The sequence below is a fragment of the Thiorhodococcus minor genome (genome assembly GCF_010820565.1).
Classification (GTDB): Bacteria; Pseudomonadota; Gammaproteobacteria; order Chromatiales; family Chromatiaceae; genus Thiorhodococcus; species Thiorhodococcus minor.
This window is the reverse complement of sequence record NZ_JAAIJQ010000011.1, coordinates 13,016-29,865: the sequence shown is the minus strand read 5'-3', so window position 1 is coordinate 29,865 and position 16,850 is coordinate 13,016. Positions and strand designations below refer to the sequence as shown.

At 63.6% G+C, this 16,850-nt stretch carries 23 protein-coding genes and 1 pseudogene; 15 read left to right on the top strand and 9 right to left on the bottom strand.

What is annotated here, in order from left to right; all coding sequences use genetic code 11:
• Window positions 1–51 precede the first annotated feature (51 nt).
• Window positions 52–426: a UPF0175 family protein gene (locus G3446_RS05345; RefSeq protein WP_164451398.1), complete on the top strand. Its 375-nt coding sequence runs from the start codon at window positions 52–54 to the stop codon at window positions 424–426.
• Here G3446_RS05345 and rsgA read toward each other — a convergent pair.
• Both rsgA and G3446_RS05335 read right to left on the bottom strand, forming a co-directional pair.
• Entirely contained in the window at window positions 392–1,462 is a 1,071-nt protein-coding gene (gene rsgA / locus G3446_RS05340) for a ribosome small subunit-dependent GTPase A (RefSeq protein WP_164451444.1), read from the bottom strand. The two genes, G3446_RS05345 and rsgA, sit on opposite strands and share 35 nt — an antisense overlap.
• A 442-nt stretch (window positions 1,463–1,904) precedes the next feature.
• A complete protein-coding gene (locus G3446_RS05335) occupies window positions 1,905–2,789 on the bottom strand; it encodes an AraC family transcriptional regulator (protein WP_164451442.1) in 885 nt (294 codons plus the stop codon).
• Between the two features lie 237 nt (window positions 2,790–3,026).
• Between G3446_RS05335 and G3446_RS05330 the strand changes: the two genes are divergently transcribed.
• The 12 genes and pseudogenes from G3446_RS05330 (at window position 3,027) to G3446_RS05295 (ending at window position 8,819) form a co-directional block, all read left to right on the top strand.
• Entirely contained in the window at window positions 3,027–3,821 is a 795-nt protein-coding gene (locus G3446_RS05330) for an NAD(P)-dependent alcohol dehydrogenase (protein WP_280818777.1), read from the top strand.
• Window positions 3,818–4,087, top strand: a complete 270-nt coding sequence (locus tag G3446_RS28610; RefSeq protein WP_280818776.1) for an MDR/zinc-dependent alcohol dehydrogenase-like family protein — start codon at window positions 3,818–3,820, stop codon at window positions 4,085–4,087. Before G3446_RS05330 ends, G3446_RS28610 begins: the two co-directional genes overlap by 4 nt.
• A 363-nt stretch (window positions 4,088–4,450) precedes the next feature.
• Complete coding sequence (locus G3446_RS27945; protein WP_245232326.1) at window positions 4,451–4,642, top strand: Rpn family recombination-promoting nuclease/putative transposase; 192 nt, start codon at window positions 4,451–4,453, stop codon at window positions 4,640–4,642.
• A gap of 12 nt (window positions 4,643–4,654) precedes the next feature.
• Window positions 4,655–4,882, top strand: coding sequence for an Rpn family recombination-promoting nuclease/putative transposase (locus G3446_RS27940; RefSeq protein ID WP_280818775.1), 228 nt, complete (start codon window positions 4,655–4,657; stop codon window positions 4,880–4,882).
• A gap of 54 nt (window positions 4,883–4,936) precedes the next feature.
• Window positions 4,937–5,593: a hypothetical protein gene (locus G3446_RS27935; RefSeq protein WP_245232324.1), complete on the top strand. Its 657-nt coding sequence runs from the start codon at window positions 4,937–4,939 to the stop codon at window positions 5,591–5,593.
• Between the two features lie 206 nt (window positions 5,594–5,799).
• Window positions 5,800–6,633 carry a polyphosphate kinase 2 gene (gene ppk2 / locus G3446_RS05320; RefSeq protein ID WP_164451440.1) on the top strand — a complete coding sequence of 278 codons (834 nt, stop codon included), beginning with the start codon at window positions 5,800–5,802 and terminating at the stop codon, window positions 6,631–6,633.
• Window positions 6,634–6,928: 295 nt separating this feature from the next.
• Entirely contained in the window at window positions 6,929–7,192 is a 264-nt protein-coding gene (locus tag G3446_RS05315; RefSeq protein WP_164451439.1) for a hypothetical protein, read from the top strand.
• Between the two features lie 118 nt (window positions 7,193–7,310).
• The gene (locus G3446_RS05310; protein ID WP_164451437.1) at window positions 7,311–7,541 is read left to right on the top strand and encodes a YMGG-like glycine zipper-containing protein; all 231 of its coding nucleotides are present in this window, start codon (window positions 7,311–7,313) and stop codon (window positions 7,539–7,541) included.
• Window positions 7,510–7,917 (top strand): annotated as a pseudogene (locus tag G3446_RS29430) (hypothetical protein); the annotation flags it as partial. The gene G3446_RS05310 and the pseudogene G3446_RS29430, both read left to right, overlap by 32 nt.
• A 49-nt stretch (window positions 7,918–7,966) precedes the next feature.
• Window positions 7,967–8,353 (top strand): LOG family protein, encoded by a 387-nt coding sequence (locus tag G3446_RS27555; RefSeq protein ID WP_209262278.1) that lies wholly within the window; start codon window positions 7,967–7,969, stop codon window positions 8,351–8,353.
• 29 nt (window positions 8,354–8,382) lie between these two features.
• Window positions 8,383–8,532 (top strand): DUF1704 domain-containing protein, encoded by a 150-nt coding sequence (locus G3446_RS05300; protein WP_164451436.1) that lies wholly within the window; start codon window positions 8,383–8,385, stop codon window positions 8,530–8,532.
• On the top strand, window positions 8,529–8,819 hold the full coding sequence (locus G3446_RS05295) for a hypothetical protein (protein WP_164451434.1): 291 nt from the start codon (window positions 8,529–8,531) through the stop codon (window positions 8,817–8,819). Before G3446_RS05300 ends, G3446_RS05295 begins: the two co-directional genes overlap by 4 nt.
• 29 nt (window positions 8,820–8,848) lie before the next feature.
• Here G3446_RS05295 and G3446_RS05290 read toward each other — a convergent pair whose 3' ends face one another.
• Window positions 8,849–9,172, bottom strand: coding sequence for a hypothetical protein (locus G3446_RS05290; RefSeq protein ID WP_164451432.1), 324 nt, complete (start codon window positions 9,170–9,172; stop codon window positions 8,849–8,851).
• Between the two features lie 194 nt (window positions 9,173–9,366).
• Here G3446_RS05290 and G3446_RS27550 point away from each other — a divergent pair, with 194 nt between their 5' ends.
• A complete protein-coding gene (locus tag G3446_RS27550; protein WP_209262277.1) occupies window positions 9,367–9,660 on the top strand; it encodes a hypothetical protein in 294 nt (97 codons plus the stop codon).
• Window positions 9,661–9,669: 9 nt separating this feature from the next.
• Here G3446_RS27550 and G3446_RS05280 read toward each other — a convergent pair whose 3' ends face one another.
• Complete coding sequence (locus tag G3446_RS05280; protein ID WP_245232323.1) at window positions 9,670–11,091, bottom strand: alpha/beta hydrolase; 1,422 nt, start codon at window positions 11,089–11,091, stop codon at window positions 9,670–9,672.
• 430 nt (window positions 11,092–11,521) lie between these two features.
• Window positions 11,522–11,938 (bottom strand): ferric iron uptake transcriptional regulator, encoded by a 417-nt coding sequence (fur, locus tag G3446_RS05275; RefSeq protein WP_164451541.1) that lies wholly within the window; start codon window positions 11,936–11,938, stop codon window positions 11,522–11,524.
• Between the two features lie 135 nt (window positions 11,939–12,073).
• Here fur and G3446_RS05270 point away from each other — a divergent pair, with 135 nt between their 5' ends.
• A complete protein-coding gene (locus G3446_RS05270; protein ID WP_164451430.1) occupies window positions 12,074–12,562 on the top strand; it encodes an outer membrane protein assembly factor BamE in 489 nt (162 codons plus the stop codon).
• 104 nt (window positions 12,563–12,666) lie between these two features.
• On the opposite strand, the gene G3446_RS05265 is transcribed toward G3446_RS05270, so the two are convergent.
• The 4 genes from G3446_RS05265 to ftsH all read right to left on the bottom strand — a co-directional run bounded on the left by G3446_RS05265 (window position 12,667) and on the right by ftsH (window position 16,821).
• The gene (locus G3446_RS05265) at window positions 12,667–12,972 is read right to left on the bottom strand and encodes an RnfH family protein (RefSeq protein WP_164451428.1); all 306 of its coding nucleotides are present in this window, start codon (window positions 12,970–12,972) and stop codon (window positions 12,667–12,669) included.
• The gene (locus G3446_RS05260) at window positions 12,965–13,399 is read right to left on the bottom strand and encodes an SRPBCC family protein (RefSeq protein WP_164451426.1); all 435 of its coding nucleotides are present in this window, start codon (window positions 13,397–13,399) and stop codon (window positions 12,965–12,967) included. Before G3446_RS05260 ends, G3446_RS05265 begins: the two co-directional genes overlap by 8 nt.
• 167 nt (window positions 13,400–13,566) lie before the next feature.
• Window positions 13,567–14,901 carry a phosphoglucosamine mutase gene (gene glmM / locus G3446_RS05255; protein ID WP_164451425.1) on the bottom strand — a complete coding sequence of 445 codons (1,335 nt, stop codon included), beginning with the start codon at window positions 14,899–14,901 and terminating at the stop codon, window positions 13,567–13,569.
• A 3-nt stretch (window positions 14,902–14,904) separates the two neighbouring features.
• Complete coding sequence (gene ftsH / locus G3446_RS05250) at window positions 14,905–16,821, bottom strand: ATP-dependent zinc metalloprotease FtsH (RefSeq protein WP_209262284.1); 1,917 nt, start codon at window positions 16,819–16,821, stop codon at window positions 14,905–14,907.
• Window positions 16,822–16,850: the final 29 nt, after the last annotated feature.

Here is a 16,850-nt window from a genome sequence, read left to right as displayed (position 1 = left end):
GGGGCCGGACTGCAATCGACCCATCGCCACGCTGACCCCAAAGGCCATCTCATGCCAACCATCGTCATTGACATTCCAAGCGATGCCTTGCCGATACCCGCCGACTCCCCCGAGCAGTTCGCCGCCGAGGCCCGTTTCCTGCTCGCCCTAAAGCTATTCGAGCTGGGGCGGATCTCCTCTCGACCCGGCCGATTCCAGCGATCAGTGCCGCTTCAGCATAGAAAGCGCTGCCAGCCACCAGCGGCCAGCTTAAAGCTTTGTTTCGGAGCTGCTTTCAAGTCTTCGCTGAGTCACCCAACGGGTGAGCGGCTGATCGGCCAGAAAATCCGGCAACTGCATGATCTTCCTCCGCTGGCGGCTGGGAGCTGGAAGCTGACTGCTCCAATTGGGTTCAGCGGTCTCTCAGATCCTTCTTCGCCGATTTGATGAATCGGCCGAAATCCCGATCCTTCTTGCGCCGCTCGGCGTGGGTCATCTGGTTGAAGTCCGACTCTTCTCTAAGCTTCAGATAGCTCTCGAAGTGCTCGCGAGCGATCTCGTTGGCATCGACCGCCGCACGCACGGCGCAGCCAGACTCACCGCCGTGGGTGCAGTCGCGATAGCGACAGCCTAAGGCGAGCGCGGTGATCTCGGCATAGTTGCTCTCGATGCCGTACCCGGCCCCGAGGATGCCGAATTCACGCATGCCGGGCGTATCGATGACCAGCGCGCCGCCGTCGAGCCGGATCAGCTCGCGACGCACGGTCGTATGGCGTCCCTCGCCCGTCGCGCTGACGCGGCCTGTCTCCAAGGCGTCCCGGTCGATCAGGTGATTGATCAGGGTGCTTTTGCCGACGCCAGAGGATCCGACGAAGCAATAGGTCTTTCCCGGCACCAGCGTGCGCTCGAGGTCGTCGAGCCCCTCTCGTGTCAGGTTGCTCAGCGTCAGGACAGGTGCCATGAGACCGATGCCGTGGATCTCGGCCAGCTGCTCGGCCAGGACGTCCGGATCCACCAGATCCGTCTTGGTGAGCAGGATATAGGGATCCGCCCCACCGTCCATCACCATGACCAGATAGCGCTCCAGCCGTTTGAGGTTGAAGTCGAAATGGCAGGACTGGACGACCATGACGCTGTCCAGGTTTGCCGCGATCGTCTGATGCTCGACGGCGTTTCCGGCCGACTTTCGGCTCAGCGAGGTCCGGCGCTCGATGACCCCGTGGACGATGCCGAAATCATCGCCCGGCCGCCGTTCCAGGCACACCCAGTCGCCCACACAGGGGAGCTCGTGGGAGAGGCGGTGGCGGTGCAGAAAGCTGCCGGCCAGCTTGGCGCGGAAAGAGCCATCCTGATCCACGAGCAACAGCTGATCGCGATCCACGGCCGCGACACGCGCGATGGATTGCGACGGATCACATGCGGCGTGCTGTTCGAGCCACGGGGTCCAGCCCAAGGCGGTCAGCTCGGGGTGCTGCGTCATCATCTTCGTCCACTTAGCTCGCTTAGGGCGTGTGAGTCGGCATGGTAAGCGAAGTACCGTCGCGTCCGTCCTGTGATTGGATGCGAAATCGGCAAGGACTGTTGCGCCAGAGCATCAATCATCCTTGGAGGATTTCATGTAGGCACCAGAGAAATGGGCCGTTTCGTTGTCGGGAAAGAGCATGTCCACCTGGACCTCACCGGTGAAACAGGTCTCCAACCCCTTGAGCCTAGATTCGGCAATTGGAACCGCAAGGCGCGAAGGACAAGAAGAAAGACAGAGGCTTGCATCGCCGCGTCGCTTCACCCTCTGAGTGAGCATCGCTTCGCAGACAAGGTGTTGAAATCCTTTGCGCTCTTTGTGCTTTTGCGGTTCGACTGCTCCTCTTAGGTTGAAGGATTGCCGCGATTCGGCCGAATAGAGCGTCTGGCCGGCTGACGCGATCTCAAGCCGCGCGCAATTCGCGCGTCATCTCGGCGGGGCTCTGCCCGAAAAAGCGCTTGAGCTCGCGGCTGAACTGAGAGGGGCTCTCGTAGCCGACTCGATCGGCCGCCATGTAGGCCTTCATGCTCTCGCGCACCATCAGGTCCCTCGCCTTCGTCAGCCGTATCTTCTTCAGGTACTGCATGGGAGATTCCGAGGTCACCTCCTTGAAGGCCCGATGGAAGGCCGAGGCGCTCATGTGGACCCTTTCGGCCAAGTGCTCCACGTCGAGCTTCTCGGCATAGTGGCTCTGCATGATCTTCAAGACCTGGGCGACCTTGGAGAAGGTGCCGCTGTACATCGCCAGCGCATAGAGCACCGGCGCCTGGGTGCCCCCCAGGGCGCGAAACAGGACCTCGCGCATGAGCCCCGGCCCCAGTAGCCTAGCCTCGGTCTCCGAGCGCAGCGCCTTGAGCAGGCGAGCGACTGCGTCCGTCATCTCCGCGTCCAGGGCGGCCGGACCGATCCCGCGCGGCAGGGTCTCCTCGGCGGCCTTGCTCATCTCGGCCTGCAGGCCCATCCCGCTGATCAGCTCGTTGAGCTGTCCCAACTCAATATCAATGTAGAGACCCAGCAACGGCTCCTCGGGGCATCCGAACGTCTCGCACTTGAACGGCATGGTGACCGAGGTGACCAGGTAATTGTTGGCGTGGTAGCGAAACGGCTTCCCGCCCAGATAGCCGGTCTTGTGGCCCTGGGCGACGACGCAGATGCCCGGATCGTAGACCATGGGGCGACGCGGAACCGGCTGTGTCGAACTGAAGAACCGCACCCCTTGGAGGTACGATTCCATCACCCCGGTCTCCATCTTCGGAAGGTGCTTCAGCAAGGTCGAAGTCTCTGGCATATCAGGCGTGCTCCGATTTGGAATGCCGTCTCTAGGCAAGATTCGAACGGGTAGAGCAATTTGAAAGCACGCCTCCAGCAGAAATAGGCAAGAGATCGAGAGGATCGGGTATCTGCTTCCGGGGTGTCGGGCCCTATTCTCAGGATCTCAGATACGCGAGCCATCGCTGCCGGCCCCGGGGATCGACGGGGGCTGGCAGTCCATATCCAATTCTCTGACGAGACCAGGTTAAACAGCATGAAGACAATCGGTTACGCGGCCCATTCGGCCGACGCGAAGCTCGTCCCCTATCATTTCGAACGCCGCGAGCTACGCCCGAACGATGTCGCCATCGACATCCAGTTCTGCGGCGTCTGTCACTCCGATCTGCATACCGTGAACGGCGATTGGGGTCCGCAGCCCTATCCGCTGGTGCCGGGCCATGAAATCGTGGGTGTCGTCAGCGCTGCGGGTCCCGAGGTCACAGCGTACAAGGAAGGCGATCGAGTGGCGGTCGGCTGCATGGTCGACAGCTGTCAGGAATGCGATCAATGCCATCAACACGAAGAGCAGTACTGCCGCAACGGCATGACGCCGACCTATGGCGCGCCGGATCGCATCAGCGGCGAGATCACCCAGGGCGGTTACTCCAGGCACATCGTCGTGCGAGAAGAGCTCGTCCTGCGCATCCCAGACAACCTCGATCTCTCGAGATCCGCGCCGATTCTGTGCGCCGGCATCACCACCTTCTCACCGCTGCGCACCTGGGACGTCGGCGAGGGGACGCGCGTCGGCGTCATCGGTCTTGGCGGACTCGGCCACATGGCCGTCAAGCTCGCTACAGCGATGGGCGCGGAGGTCACCGTGATCAGCCGCTCGACAAAGAAGGAGGCGGAAGCGAAGGCAAGCGGCGCCCGGGGCATTCTCGCCTCTACCGATCGGCAGGCCATGCAGGCCGCCGCCAACGCCTTCGACCTCATCATCGATACCGTCCCCGTGAAACATGACTTGACCTCTACACGCCGCTACTGGATGTCGATGGCTCGCTGGTGATCGTCGGCCAGCTCGGTCCGATGGAAGAGCTCATGACGATGCCGCTGGTGTTCGGTCGTCGCCGCGTGGCGGGGTCCCTGATCGGCGGGATCGCCGAGACCCAGGAGGTGCTGGATTTCTGTGCCGAGCATCAGATCTACCCGGAATGCGAGATGATCAAAATGGACCAGATCAACGACGCATTCGCGCATCTGGCGAAGGGTGACTTCGCGCATCGCATCGTCATCGACATCGACATCGACATGGCCTCGCTCAGTGTCGATTAGCGCGTCCCGAGCCTTTCTGCCCGGAAGGAGATTTGAACCGCAAAGCAAGGCGCAAAGGGCGCGAGGAAAGACAATGGGTTGATTCTCGTGTGTGTCAGTTGACGGATAGCCATCTGAGATTCATCGCGGACTTTGCGGTTCAACGCCGGCACTGTTGGAGCCGGATGAGAAACACCTGAGGTATTCGGAGCACTTGTCATGAAGATCCTGCCGACCTTGGTCAAGCCTCAACACGGCTTAGTACATGCCTGAGATCGACTATCTGCTGATCACGCGTGATCACTGAGATCATCTGGACTACGCCAACATCCGCGCAGTGCGCTCCAAGCTCGGAGCGGTCGTGTGTGGGCTTGGCGTCGACCAGTGGCAGATCACGATCCTTCCTACAAGCTCCTGTTCCCGCATCGCGATCTGGTCGCGGACCTGATCCACGGCTTCGTGCAGGAGGACTGGGTTGAGCGGCTGGACTTCACCAGCCTGCAGCGCGTCAGCGGGATCGGTATCAGCCACGACCTGCGTGAGCGCGCGGACGACATGATCTGGCGTCTGCGCTAGGGCTGCGTCTGTTTGCTGCTGGAGTCTCAGTCGAGCGTTGATCGCCTCATGACCGTCAGGCTGTTGACCTATGTTGGATTACTCCATCGGGATCTTGCCGCCGCTGGCGAGATCCCGGCCGGCAGCCCGCTGCCGCCGGTCCTGCCCATCGTCCTCTTCGATAGTGAGAAGCCCCGGTGGGCCAAGACCAGTCTCGATGAGCTGATCGAGCCGGACCTGCCCGAGCGGCTGCGCCGCTAACAGCCGCAGTTCAGATACCTGTTACTGAACGAGCAGCGGCTCGCGGACACGGCGATGGCCGGACAGCGCAATATCGCCGCTGCCCTGCTCCGACTCGAAAACAGTCGCCGCCCGGAGGATATCGAGCGGATGCTGGCAAGTCTGGTCGACTGGCTAGCCGCTTCCGAGCTGCTGGACCCCAAGGTCGACGAGGCCGAAAGCCGCCGCCAGTGGAAGCGCCGCGCCTTCGATCACCTGCTGACCCTGGCCTTGACCGGCAATGCGGCGGCACGCGTGGAGCGCGCCGATCCGAAGCGCCAGCGCGACCTCTTGCGGCGCAAGCTGACCGCGCTGGAGCATGGTGGCTGGAGCTTCGCGCCAGCGGATGCCGGACACCCGGACCCTGCGGCGCTGCAGGCCGATCTGGACAAGCTCACGGCGCAATTGAACGCCTTGGGCGCGGATCAGGATGTCCTGCGCCTCCACCTTCAGCGCGCCGCCGATCTGCTTGGCGCGGCACCCCGCCAGCTCTGGGCCGAGCCCGTCAGGCTGTGGCTCGATGACATGAACATTCAGCGCGAGGCGGACGACCCCACCGCCCGCGCCGTCCAGCTCTGGGAGCTGCGCAACGCCCGCGATCGACGGGGCGTCATGCTGGCGCTGAGCATCACACCCGATGACCTGCCGGTGCGCGAAGATCTGGTGACCGCGGCCCAGCGTTATCTCCAGTGAGACTCGGCTACGCGCGACGCAGGGAGCCGCCGCGGTTTCCGGCATCCTCTTCTCCATCCTGCTGACGACCAGCCTGGCGCTGCCGCCTCAGGCCGTGCCGGCCGATTCATTGGAGAGCGGGGCCTGGCTGCAGCCTGTTCGTTTTGGTCGATACTTGGACAGGTAAGACCGCCGCCGACGGTCGCTCACCAGCGGGAGGCAGGGCAATGAGCAAGCACGCCAAGAAACGCACAGCGGCCGATGACGAGAAAGCGGGTCGAGCACCCAGCAAGATGAAGGCGAAAACCTATGAGCGCGAGCTGGCGAAGCTGCATGTCGAGCTAGTCAAGCTCCAAGAATGGGTCCGTCACCAAGGACTCAAGGTCTGTATCGTCTTCGAGGGTCGCGACGGCGCGGGCAAGGGCGGGACCATCAAGGCGATGACGGAGCGGGTGAGCCCGCGCATCTTCCGGGTCGTCGCCCTGCCGGCACCGACCGAGCGCGAGAAGAGCCAGATGTACGTGCAGCGCTACATGCGCCATTTCCCGGCGGCGGGGGAAATCGTCATCTTCGATCGCAGCTGGTACAACCGCGCCGGGGTCGAGCGGGTGATGGGCTTCTGCACCGAGGCGCAGACCGAGCGCTTCCTCCAGATGGCCCCGATGGTCGAGAAGGCCATGATCGACTCTGGCATCATCCTCATCAAATACTGGCTGGAGGTCAGCCAGGAAGAGCAGGCGCGGCGCTTGGAGGCGCGCATCGAAGACGGTCGCAAGCTCTGGAAGCTTTCACCGATGGATCTCAAGTCCTACAGCCGCTGGTACGACTATTCACGGGCGCGCGACGCCATGCTCGCGGCCACGGACACGGATTTTGCGCCCTGGCATGTCGCGCATTCCGACGACAAGAAGCGCGCCCGGCTCAATATCATCCGCCATCTGCTGAGCCAGATCCCCTATGAAGAGCTGCCGCGCGAGCGGATCACCCTGCCCAAACGCCAGAAGCCAGCCGGCTATCGGGAGCCGGACCGGCCCTTGACGCGGATCCCGGAGGTGTTTTGAGCCGTATGGGCACCCTCAGCGAAAACACCGCTGCGTGCTCGCTGGCCGGTCGTCTCGCCTCGGAGGGGGCGTAGAAACTCTGAGATATCGTGGTTGCTGGTGACCGTGACGGATCTCCGGCGATCGAAAGATGCCGCGCAAGCCGCTGATTTTTAATAATTCTTAGCGCCGCAAAGGGCTTCGCGCGCGGCTGGCGGATGATTTGCTTATTCCAGGTATCTCCCGCGCTTGCGCTCTGTGAGCGCCCGCGGCGCTCGTTTCGCGAACCGACCAATGACTCACCGAAAGTTGCCAGATGAACACACGACAGACTCTTGGACTCGCCTTCATCCTCGCCAGCGTCGGCACTGTCTTCAGCCAGGCGACGCTGGCGGTGGAGTATGCGGTGGCCCATCAGGCGTGCCATGCCTGCCTTCAGGCAACCGCGCAACATCACGACGAGATCAGCGACGATCGCGAGCTGAAACGGCTCGTCTGCTATCCCAAGGGCGCGACCATCGAGGACGGCGCTCAGCCTTGCTCTCCTGGGGCGACGCGCAGGCCAGGGATGCGCGGCTGATGGCCGAGCCGCCCGTCGTTGGCGTGGTGCGCGCCCTTGCGGCCAAGTACCCCTGCCAGAAATAACCGTGTGGCGAAGGCGCTTTCGTCGCCTATCGCGAGATCCAGGAGTTGATGACATGAAGAAGAAGCTTGCCATGCTTGCGACTGTGTCGCTGATGCTCTGCCTGTCCGGCTGCGGGACCACGACGGGAAGCCGCAGCGGCAGCGGCGCCTTGATGGGTGCCGTGGGTGGCGCCGCGATCGGCTCCCTGAGCGGCAGCGCCGGGACGGGCGCGCTCATCGGCGCGGGCGCCGGTGCTGTCGGCGGCTACCTCTATGACCAGCACCAGAAGGGCCATATCGACTGACCGGTGCAGTCGTCGGGGCCGTCCAGCGCCCGCGGCGCCCGCCAGCCCCGAGGCGTCGCAGGACAAGCGGCTCATGAGGACAGGGTCGATGACAGAACCGCGCACGCCAACCACTGTTAGCCTGACCGATGAAGAGGGTGTCAAGCGCATCCTGGTGGATACCATCTTCGGCCTCTGGACCCTGGTCAACAATCTGACTCGGCTGCGCCCCTCGAAGCGGGAGCGCTATCGGGTGACCATCTTCGGCTCGGCGCGCACCCGGCCCGGGCATTGGGTCTATGAGGAGGTCAAACGGCTCGCCGCCAAGCTGGCCGCGATGGATTGCGACATCGTTACCGGCGGCGGTCCCGGTCTCATGCAGGCGGCCAACGAGGGCGCTCAGTCGAGCGCCGCCCCCGACCGGGCGCAGAGCATCGGCATCCGAGTTGGATCTGCCCTTCGAGCAGGAGGTCAACCCCTTCGTGCAGGAGTCCTTCGAGCACCAGACCTTCTTCACCCGGCTGCATCACTTCGTGCTGCTCTCGGACGCCTATATCGTCGTCCCCGGCGGGATTGGCACCGTCCTGGAATCCATGCTGGTCTGGCAGCTCCTACAGGTGCGCCATCTACACGACACGCCGCTCATCTTCGTCGGCGATACGTGGGGCGAATTGCTCGACTGGGCGCGCCGCTGGATGCGCCGCCCCGGCTTCGAGCTGGCCAATGCGGAGGACATGGACATCCCCCAGTGCGTCAAGGGCGCCGATGACGCCCTCGCGATTCTGCGCGAGCGGCATGCCCGCTGGCGGCCGCATCAGACGAGCGAGGGTTGAGCGCGATGCGGCGCCAGCAGCGCGCAACGATGGATGCTTCCACCAGCCAGGCCCAGACCGAGCTGCGGCTCCTCGCGGCCGGGCATCTGGGCATCCCACGCACTCAGAAGGGACTGGAGGTCCTCGCCGAGGCCATCAGCGCGATCCGAGTGATCAACTTGTTGCGGAGAACACCATGACCGAGATCTCACACGAAGAAGGCGTGATCGTCACCATTCTCGAGCGCTTCGAGAAGTTTCGGCTCCCGCCCGCGCTCGACATCAAGGTTAAGGTCGACCGCGGCGAGCCGCTCGACGACTCCGACATCGAGCACCTCAAGCGGGTGATGGAGGATGCCGAGCACATCAAGCGGCTGGTGGACAAGCGGCCGGAATTCGAGAGCCTCTATACCCGCGCCGTGCATCTGTACAAGGAGATCACGGATAAGGCGTTAGAGAACGAGCAGAGGGCGTCCTCAGTGCCTTGAGCCCAGAAAGAGCAGTCAGCCGCCGGCGATCAGCCTCCAGCGGTTGCTTTGTCGAGGTTTTCCCTTCTTGCGGGCTTCACCTGATGGGTGAGCCCTGGCAGCGCGTTCTCAATATCCAAGTGGCCGATCTTCAATAGCTGGCTGCTGGAGGCTGGAAGCTGACAGCTCTTTTTGGCTTGAGTGCCTTGTGAATCCGCGCTCTGGCGTGATGAGGCCAAGTCGGCGCGCAGTCCGTTGACAGCCAGGGGCTGCAGCGCCATGTTGTCCGCCAGGGCGGACCGACGACATCGAGCCACGACCGCCATCACCTTCGACACCCACACATTCATCCGCACGCTCAAGGATTCAGGCATCCCTGAAAGTCAGGCCGAGGCGATTGCCGAAGCCTTTCGTGCCGCCCATCCGGGGTGTCGTCGCCGCTCAGGATGCGTTGCGGGACTCCCAGTCGCCCCAACGCCCTCGCGACAAGACAGCCTTTTAGCCCGGGCTCGTCCCGCTCCGGGGGCTGGCTACGGCTCTGCGCGCCTGCGCCACTCCCCTGCGACGAATGACTCAACGGTGTGCGGGATGCGCTCTGCATATCGCCTCCGCGCCTCGGGCACAGCCCTCGGCACTGCGGCGCTACGCCCGCGCCCACACCTACCCGGGGCCGCTCGGCTGCGCTGCGCTCTCCATGCCTCGCGGGGTGGAGGCGGAGCTGGCGACCAAGACCGACCTGCGGGCGCTGGAGCTGGCGCTCAAGTCGGACATTCGCGAGCTCGAGTACCGCCTGATCATCAAGCTCGGGGCCATGATGGCGGTGGCCATCGCGGCGGTCGCAACCTTGGCGAAGGTGTTGTGAGCCCGACATCTAGTATCCATTGTTCCCGTCGACCGGAAACTCCCAGGTCACCCGCCCGGTCTTGACCAGCTCCCGCCCAGGCTCTCCCAACTGCTTGTCGTAGCGGAGCAATTCGATCAGATCGGAGCTCACCTGTGGATTGGTGGTGAAGTAGGAGTGGCCGAACAGGTCCGTGCGCTTGCCCTCGTAGGAAATCAGATCGATGCGCCCGACCGTCTCGAAGTAGCGCTGAGCCTTGTCCGGAATGTCCTCGGGACGGAGCTGTCCGACCCGGTTGCGACTACGGAACAGGATGCGGGAGACCAGTAGGGCACGGTCCTCCGGCGAAGCATAGATGGTCAAACGGCCCTGCAGCACGCGCGGCAGCCGCCCCTCCGGCCAGACCGTCATCAGCTCGGGATCGGAGAGGAAGTCGGTGATCTGCTGACCGGCGATGTCCACGTCGATGTCCGGCGAGAGCAGCACCAGGTTGTCGATCTTGTACAGGTCCATCGGCTCCTTGCTGGCGGCGATGGCCTCGCGCGCCAACTCACTCACGGCCCGCAAGGTCAGAGCCGTGCCGCGACTGTGGGCAAGGAGCTGCAGCCGCTCGACCCCCGGGGTGCTCGCGAGCGTGCGGATGGTCTTCTTGAGATGCGCGACCGCGTAGTCGGCGGACTCCGTGGTGGTGGTGTAGGAGATCAGGAAATTGCCGGTGGTCGAGGCCGGCCAGGTGAAGAAGGCGCAGACCTCCTCGCGACCGAGGAAGTGGCACAACTCCGCGGCGGTATAGGCGGCGGTGGCGAAGGTCTCGTTGAAGCCATGGACGTAGAGCATGACCTCCTTCTTGGGTGCCTGCGCGAGCCTGCGCTCGACCTCGCCCTGCAGCTCGGCCTTGGCCGCGAAGTGGCGTGCAAGCTCTGCACGGTCGCGCAGGGTCTTCCCGTCCGGACCCTTGGAGATTTGGTAGGGCTCATCGGGAAAGGCGCCCAATGTGCGGACCTGGCCCAGCTCCAGGTTGACCTCCTGGGTGCGCTTGGCGAGCTGGCTTTGCGCGCGCAGCACGCTCCAGTCCAACGTCGGCACCATCCGCACCTGGGCGGAGCCGAAGGCGATGTGCCGGGCGCGCCCTTGGCCGTAGGGCAACGACGACTCGCCCTTGGCATGCACCTCAAGCTCCGCGGGTGTGGGCGGGGCGCGGTCGGTGATGAACAGCAGATCCAGGTTCGGATCTTGCGCCGGATTCTGGAGGGCCTCCACGGCCGGATCGAACACCGGCCGGCCGTCCGGCAGCTGGTACAGGGTCGGGGTCGGCATCAGTTGACGCGCGCCGGTGGCGCAGCCACCGATCAGCAGGGCGGCCAGGATTGCGGCACCGGCCTTGATGCAACGCTGTTGGATGGCGTCGGCGCAGCAGCCGGCGGGCCGGTCAAACATCGAAATGGCGTTCATGCGGATTCACTCCCGGATCATCGGAATCAATGCCCGCCCAGGACCAGGGCCTGGATACGCAGGATCATGGCATGCACCAGACCGACGGTCTCTATCGGCCAACTGAGTGATCCTATAAGGCTGGCGGCTAGTGGTCCCGTATGGCAGTCCTGATGCCGTTTGTCATTCAGGTCTGAGGTCGCGAACATCGGTTACAAAACAGCAGGATGCGGTTGCAAAGCGTCTTGCGACACATCGCGAGAAAACGGTCTCAGGACTTTCACTCTGCTGCACTAGAAGCTGGTAGCTCTTTTCGGGTTGAAGCGCCCCTTCGGATTGCGGCGCCCGCACCGCTGGCAGGACAGCTAGCCCACTGGGGGGTATGTGCCCGGAATGTTGCCTGGCTGATGACCCAGTCAAACGAGCCCGGCGGCGCAGGCCGCTGGGGTTCTCAGCCCTTCGCCTGGCAGTCGCTGCAGATGCCGTAGACGACGAGTGAGTGGTCTTCGATCTTGAAGTGATTTTCGGCCGCGATCTTGGCCTGACGTTTCTCGATGGTGGGATCGACGAACTCGACGATCCGGCCGCACTTGAGGCACACCAAGTGGTCGTGGTGCTCGCCGCTGTTGAGCTCGAAGACCGACTGACCGCCCTCGAAGTGGCGTCGGCAGACGAGTCCGGCACCCTCGAACTGAGTCAGGACGCGATAGACCGTGGCGAGGCCGATCTCCTCATCCTGGCTGAGGAGCTCTTTGTAGACGTCTTCCGCGCTCATGTGGCGCTTGCCACAGCTTTCCAGAATCCCCAGGATCTTGACTCGAGGTGCTGTGACCTTGAGTCCGGCATCTTTGATCTGCTGGTTCTCCAACTGGCTCTCCCCGTCTTGCTGCGTTTCGGCCATGCATGGCCGAAATCGGCGTGAATCATCGGCTTGCCCCTACAATCAGGAGGCAGCGCTGCTGTATGATGCGGCGGTTTATCGCAAAGTACTTGTCAGATCAAGATGCGAAAGATTTTCAGTTTTACCATCATCGCTTGCCTGGTCGCCATGACGATTGGCTGTGCGCGCGATAAGAAGCCGGACGAGTACAAGGGCTCGGTGCTCGAGGATCTGCCCTTCGTCTACAAGATGACGGTACAACAGGGCAATATTATCACCGAGGAGATGGTGGACAGCCTGGAGCTGGGCATGACCAAGCGTCAGGTCGAGTTCGTGCTGGGCACCCCCCTGCTCACGGACTTCTTCCATCGCAACCGCTGGGACTACGTCTACACCATCAGGCGCGGCCACCAGAAGATGGAGCAGCGCGACCTGACGCTCCATTTCCAGGATGAGGCACTAGCGCGAATCGTCGGCGACATCCGCCCCGATGCGAATCGCGCCGCAGGGCGAGAGGAGAAGGAGATACTCGTCACCGTGCCCGATTACGAGCATCGCGAGGGGGTTGTGAGCAAGGGCCTGAAGGCGGTCGGACTTGAGCCGAAGGAATAGTGCCCGGCGCGATGACTGAGCAAGCTTAGGCAAGCTAGGCGCCGACTTGACGCCAGTGGGTCGGCAAAGCGAGAGACGTCCGGGTCCTGTCTTGCCTTTCGATCCTACCGAGCCGCCGCCGCGGGCTTCGCCGCCCCTGCCGCGCGCCGTTTGCGCGCCTCCTTCGGGTCCGCGATCAAGGGGCGGTAGATCTCCACGCGGTCGCCGTCCTGCAGCACCTGATCGGGCTTCACCAGCCTGCCGAAGACCCCGATCTTGTTGATCGCGAGATCGATCTCGGGAAATTGCCCGAGGATCCCGGATTGCTCGATCGCCTCTTGGGCGCGCGTCCCTGTCAGGGCCTCCAGATTGCGCAGGACCTGTCCTTCCGGCCCGACGTAAGCCACGGAGACTTGGATGTAGTCAGTCACCGTGGACCTCGTCCGCGCGCTTGCAGAAGGCATCGACCAAGGTGTTGGCGATCTGATTGAAGACGCCGCCGAAGGCCTTGTCGATGAGGCGCCCGGAGAACTCGAACTCGAGCTCCAGCTCCACCTTGGAGGCGTCCTCGCGCAAGGGCGTAAAGCGCCAGGCCCCGACCAGCTTGCGGAAGGGGCCATCGAGCAGGTCGATACTCATCAACCGATCGCGCTCGAACGCGTTACAGGTGCTGAAGGTCTGGTGGATGCCCATCCGCTGCACTTCGATCTGACCGCAGATCTTGGTGTCCGTCTCCGAAATCACCCACGCATTGCTGCACCAGGGGAGAAACTTGGGATAGGAGGCCACGTCATAGACGAGGTTGAACATCTGCGATGCCGAATGCGGCACCAGTGCGCTTTTCTTAACAGTTGCCACAGTGAATCCGAACCTTCGCGATCATCCAGCAGCGACCGCACAGACGCGGCTCGGTTCGACGCGGCGAGCGCCACTGCTGCTCGATGATCTTCGCTTGGGGGTTTGCCGAGAAGCTAGCGAGACCAAGGCTTTCCTGGCGCCTCCGAGACTCCGGAAAGCGGCCTCTTCTAGCCGATGATCTGCTCGCGGACGACGTTGGCCAGACGCTCGGCGAGCCGTGTGACTTCGTCTTGGTCCCTTCCCTCGACCATGACCCTGACCAGGGGCTCGGTCCCCGACGGCCGGAGGAGAATCCGGCCGCGGTCGCCCAGCTCATGCTCCGCGCTTAGAACCGCGTCCCGCACCTCGGGTAGACCGACGATGTCGCGACGCTGATCGAGCCGCACATTGATGAGCACCTGAGGGTAGCGCTCCACTTCGGCGCTGAGGTCGTCGAGGCTGGTAGCCAGCCGCTTGATGGCGGCCAGGACCTGGAGCGCCGACACGATGCCATCGCCAGTGGTGGTGCGGTCGCGGCAGATGAGGTGCCCCGACGGCTCACCGCCGAGAATACCGTCCGCCCCCTTGAGGTGCTCCATGATGTAGCGGTCGCCGACCTTGGTGCGAACGAAGCCGACCTCGAGACGCCGGAGCGCGTGCTCGAAGCCGAGATTGCTCATCAGCGTGCCGACGACCTCGCCGCGCATGGCACCCGCGACCAATCTCGACTTGGCGATGATGTAGAGGAGCTGGTCGCCGTCCACCAGGTTGCCACGCGAATCCGACATGAGCACGCGATCGCCGTCCCCGTCGAAGGCGATACCCAGATCCGCCCCCTGCTCGACGACCGCACGACAAAGCGCCTCCGGCCTGGTCGATCCGACATCCAGATTGATGTTGAAGCCGTCCGGCTCCGTGCCGACCCGCACCACGGTCGCGCCAAGCTCTTCCAAGACGTGTGGCGCCGTGTTGTAGGTCGCGCCATTGGCGCAATCCACCACGATCTTGAGATCGCGGAAATCCATGCGGGCGGGGATGGTGCTCTTGCAGAACTCGATGTAGCGCCCGTTGGCATCGTCGACGCGCTTGGCCTTGCCGAGCTTGCTGGAGTCCACCGTCTGGATCGGACGCTCGAGCTCGGCCTCGATCGCAAGCTCCACCTCGTCTGGCAGCTTGTCGCCATCGGCGGAGAAGAACTTGATGCCGTTGTCCTGGTAGGGGTTGTGCGATGCCGTGATGACGATGCCCGCGCTCGCCCGGAAGGTGCGCGTCAGATAGGCCACGCCAGGCGTCGTCATGGGACCCAGCAAGCGGATGTCGACACCAGCGGCGACCAGCCCGGCCTCGAGCGCCGACTCGAACATATAGCCCGAGATCCGCGTGTCCTTGCCGATGAGGATCTTGCCGCTGCCGTTGCCGAGCACTCGGCCGGCCGCCCAGCCGAGCTTGAGGACGAAATCGGGCGTGATGCATCCCTGCCCGACGGTTCCGCGGATCCCGTCCGTTCCGAAGTAGTGCCGCATGGATCAGTGTCCCCCGGCCGGGCTTCCGACCTGGCCGCCATCGACGGCCCCCGAGGTGTCCTCGGCCCCACCGCTGGGCGTTGTTGGACGGCGTGGCTCCTCGTCGTCCCATCCCTTGGGCGGCCGCGGGGTACGTCCCTCCATGATGTCGTCGATCTGATGCGAGTCGATGGTCTCGTACTTGATGAGCGCCTCCGACATGGCATGCAGCTTGTCCATGTTCTCGACGAGCAGGGCCCGCGCGCGCTCGTAGTTGTGCTCGATAATGCTGCGGATCTCTTCGTCGATGACGTGGGTGGTCTCGTCCGAGACGCTCTTGTGCTGCGTCACCGAGTGGCCCAGGAAGACCTCCTGCTCGTCTTCGCTGTAAGTCAGCGGTCCGAGACGATCGGACAGTCCCCACTTGGTCACCATGTTGCGGGCGATCTCGGTCGCACGATGGATGTCGTTCTGAGCCCCCGTGGTGACGCTCTCCTCGCCGAAGATCAGCTCCTCGGCCGCGCGTCCGCCGAAGAGACTGGAGACCTGACTCTCGAGCCGCTGCTTGCTGTAGCTGAAGCGGTCGTCCTCGGGCAGGAAGAGTGTGACGCCCAGGGCGCGACCGCGCGGGATGATGCTGACCTTGTGCACCGGATCGTGATCCGGCACCAGACGGCCGACGATGGCGTGGCCGGACTCGTGATAGGCCGTGAGCTTCTTCTCGTCCTCGGACATCACCATGGAGCGCCGCTCGGCGCCCATCATGATCTTATCCTTGGCCTTCTCCATGTCGTCCATGTCGACCATCTTCTTGTTCGAGCGGGCCGCGAACAGGGCCGCCTCGTTCACAAGATTGGCGAGGTCGGCGCCGGAAAAGCCCGGTGTCCCGCGCGCCAGGACAGACGCCCTGACGTCCTCGCCGGCCGGGATCTTGCGCATATGCACCTTGAGGATCTGCTCGCGCCCGCGGACGTCCGGCAGCGGGACGACGACCTGGCGGTCGAAACGACCGGGTCGCAGCAGCGCCGGGTCGAGGACGTCCGGACGGTTGGTCGCGGCGATGACGATGACGCCCTCGTTGCCCTCGAATCCATCCATCTCGACCAACAGCTGATTGAGTGTCTGCTCGCGCTCGTCGTGGCCGCCACCCAGTCCCGCGCCACGGTGACGCCCGACGGCGTCGATCTCGTCGATGAAGATGATGCAGGGCGCATGCTTCTTGGCCTGCTCGAACATGTCGCGCACGCGGGACGCGCCCACGCCGACGAACATCTCGACGAAGTCCGAGCCGGAAATGGTGAAGAAGGGCACCTTGGCCTCGCCGGCGATCGCGCGCGCTAGGAGGGTCTTACCCGTGCCGGGCGGGCCGACCATGAGCACGCCCTTGGGAATCTTGCCTCCCAGCTTCTGGAACTTGTTCGGGTCACGCAGGAAATCCACCATCTCGGAGACCTCGTCCTTGGCCTCCTCGGCTCCCGCCACGTCCTGGAAGGTGACCTTGACCTGGTCCTCGGAGAGCATGCGCGCACGGCTCTTGCCGAAGGACATGGCCCCCCGCCCGCCGGCCCCGCCCTGCATCTGGCGCATGAAGAGAATCCACAGGCCGATGAGGATCAGCAAGGGGAACCAGTTGATGAGGATTTGCATCAGGACCGACTGCTTCTCGGGCGGCGCGGCCTTGATGACGACATTGCTGTTCAGCAGATCACCAACGAGACCGTCATCGCCAGGGCTGTAGGTCGAGAAGCGCTGCCCGGTCTCCGTGACCCCTTCGATCAGCCGCCCTTGGATGGTGACCTCTTTGACGCTGCCGGCCTTCACCTGCTCGATGAAATCCGAGTAGTTCAGGCTCCTCGTGCTGGATTGGGTGGTGGTGAAATTGTTGAAGACGGACATCAGCACGATGGCGATGACCACCCAGAGCAATAGATTCTTCGCCATGTCACTCACGGCTTGCTGCCTCTAGCGTT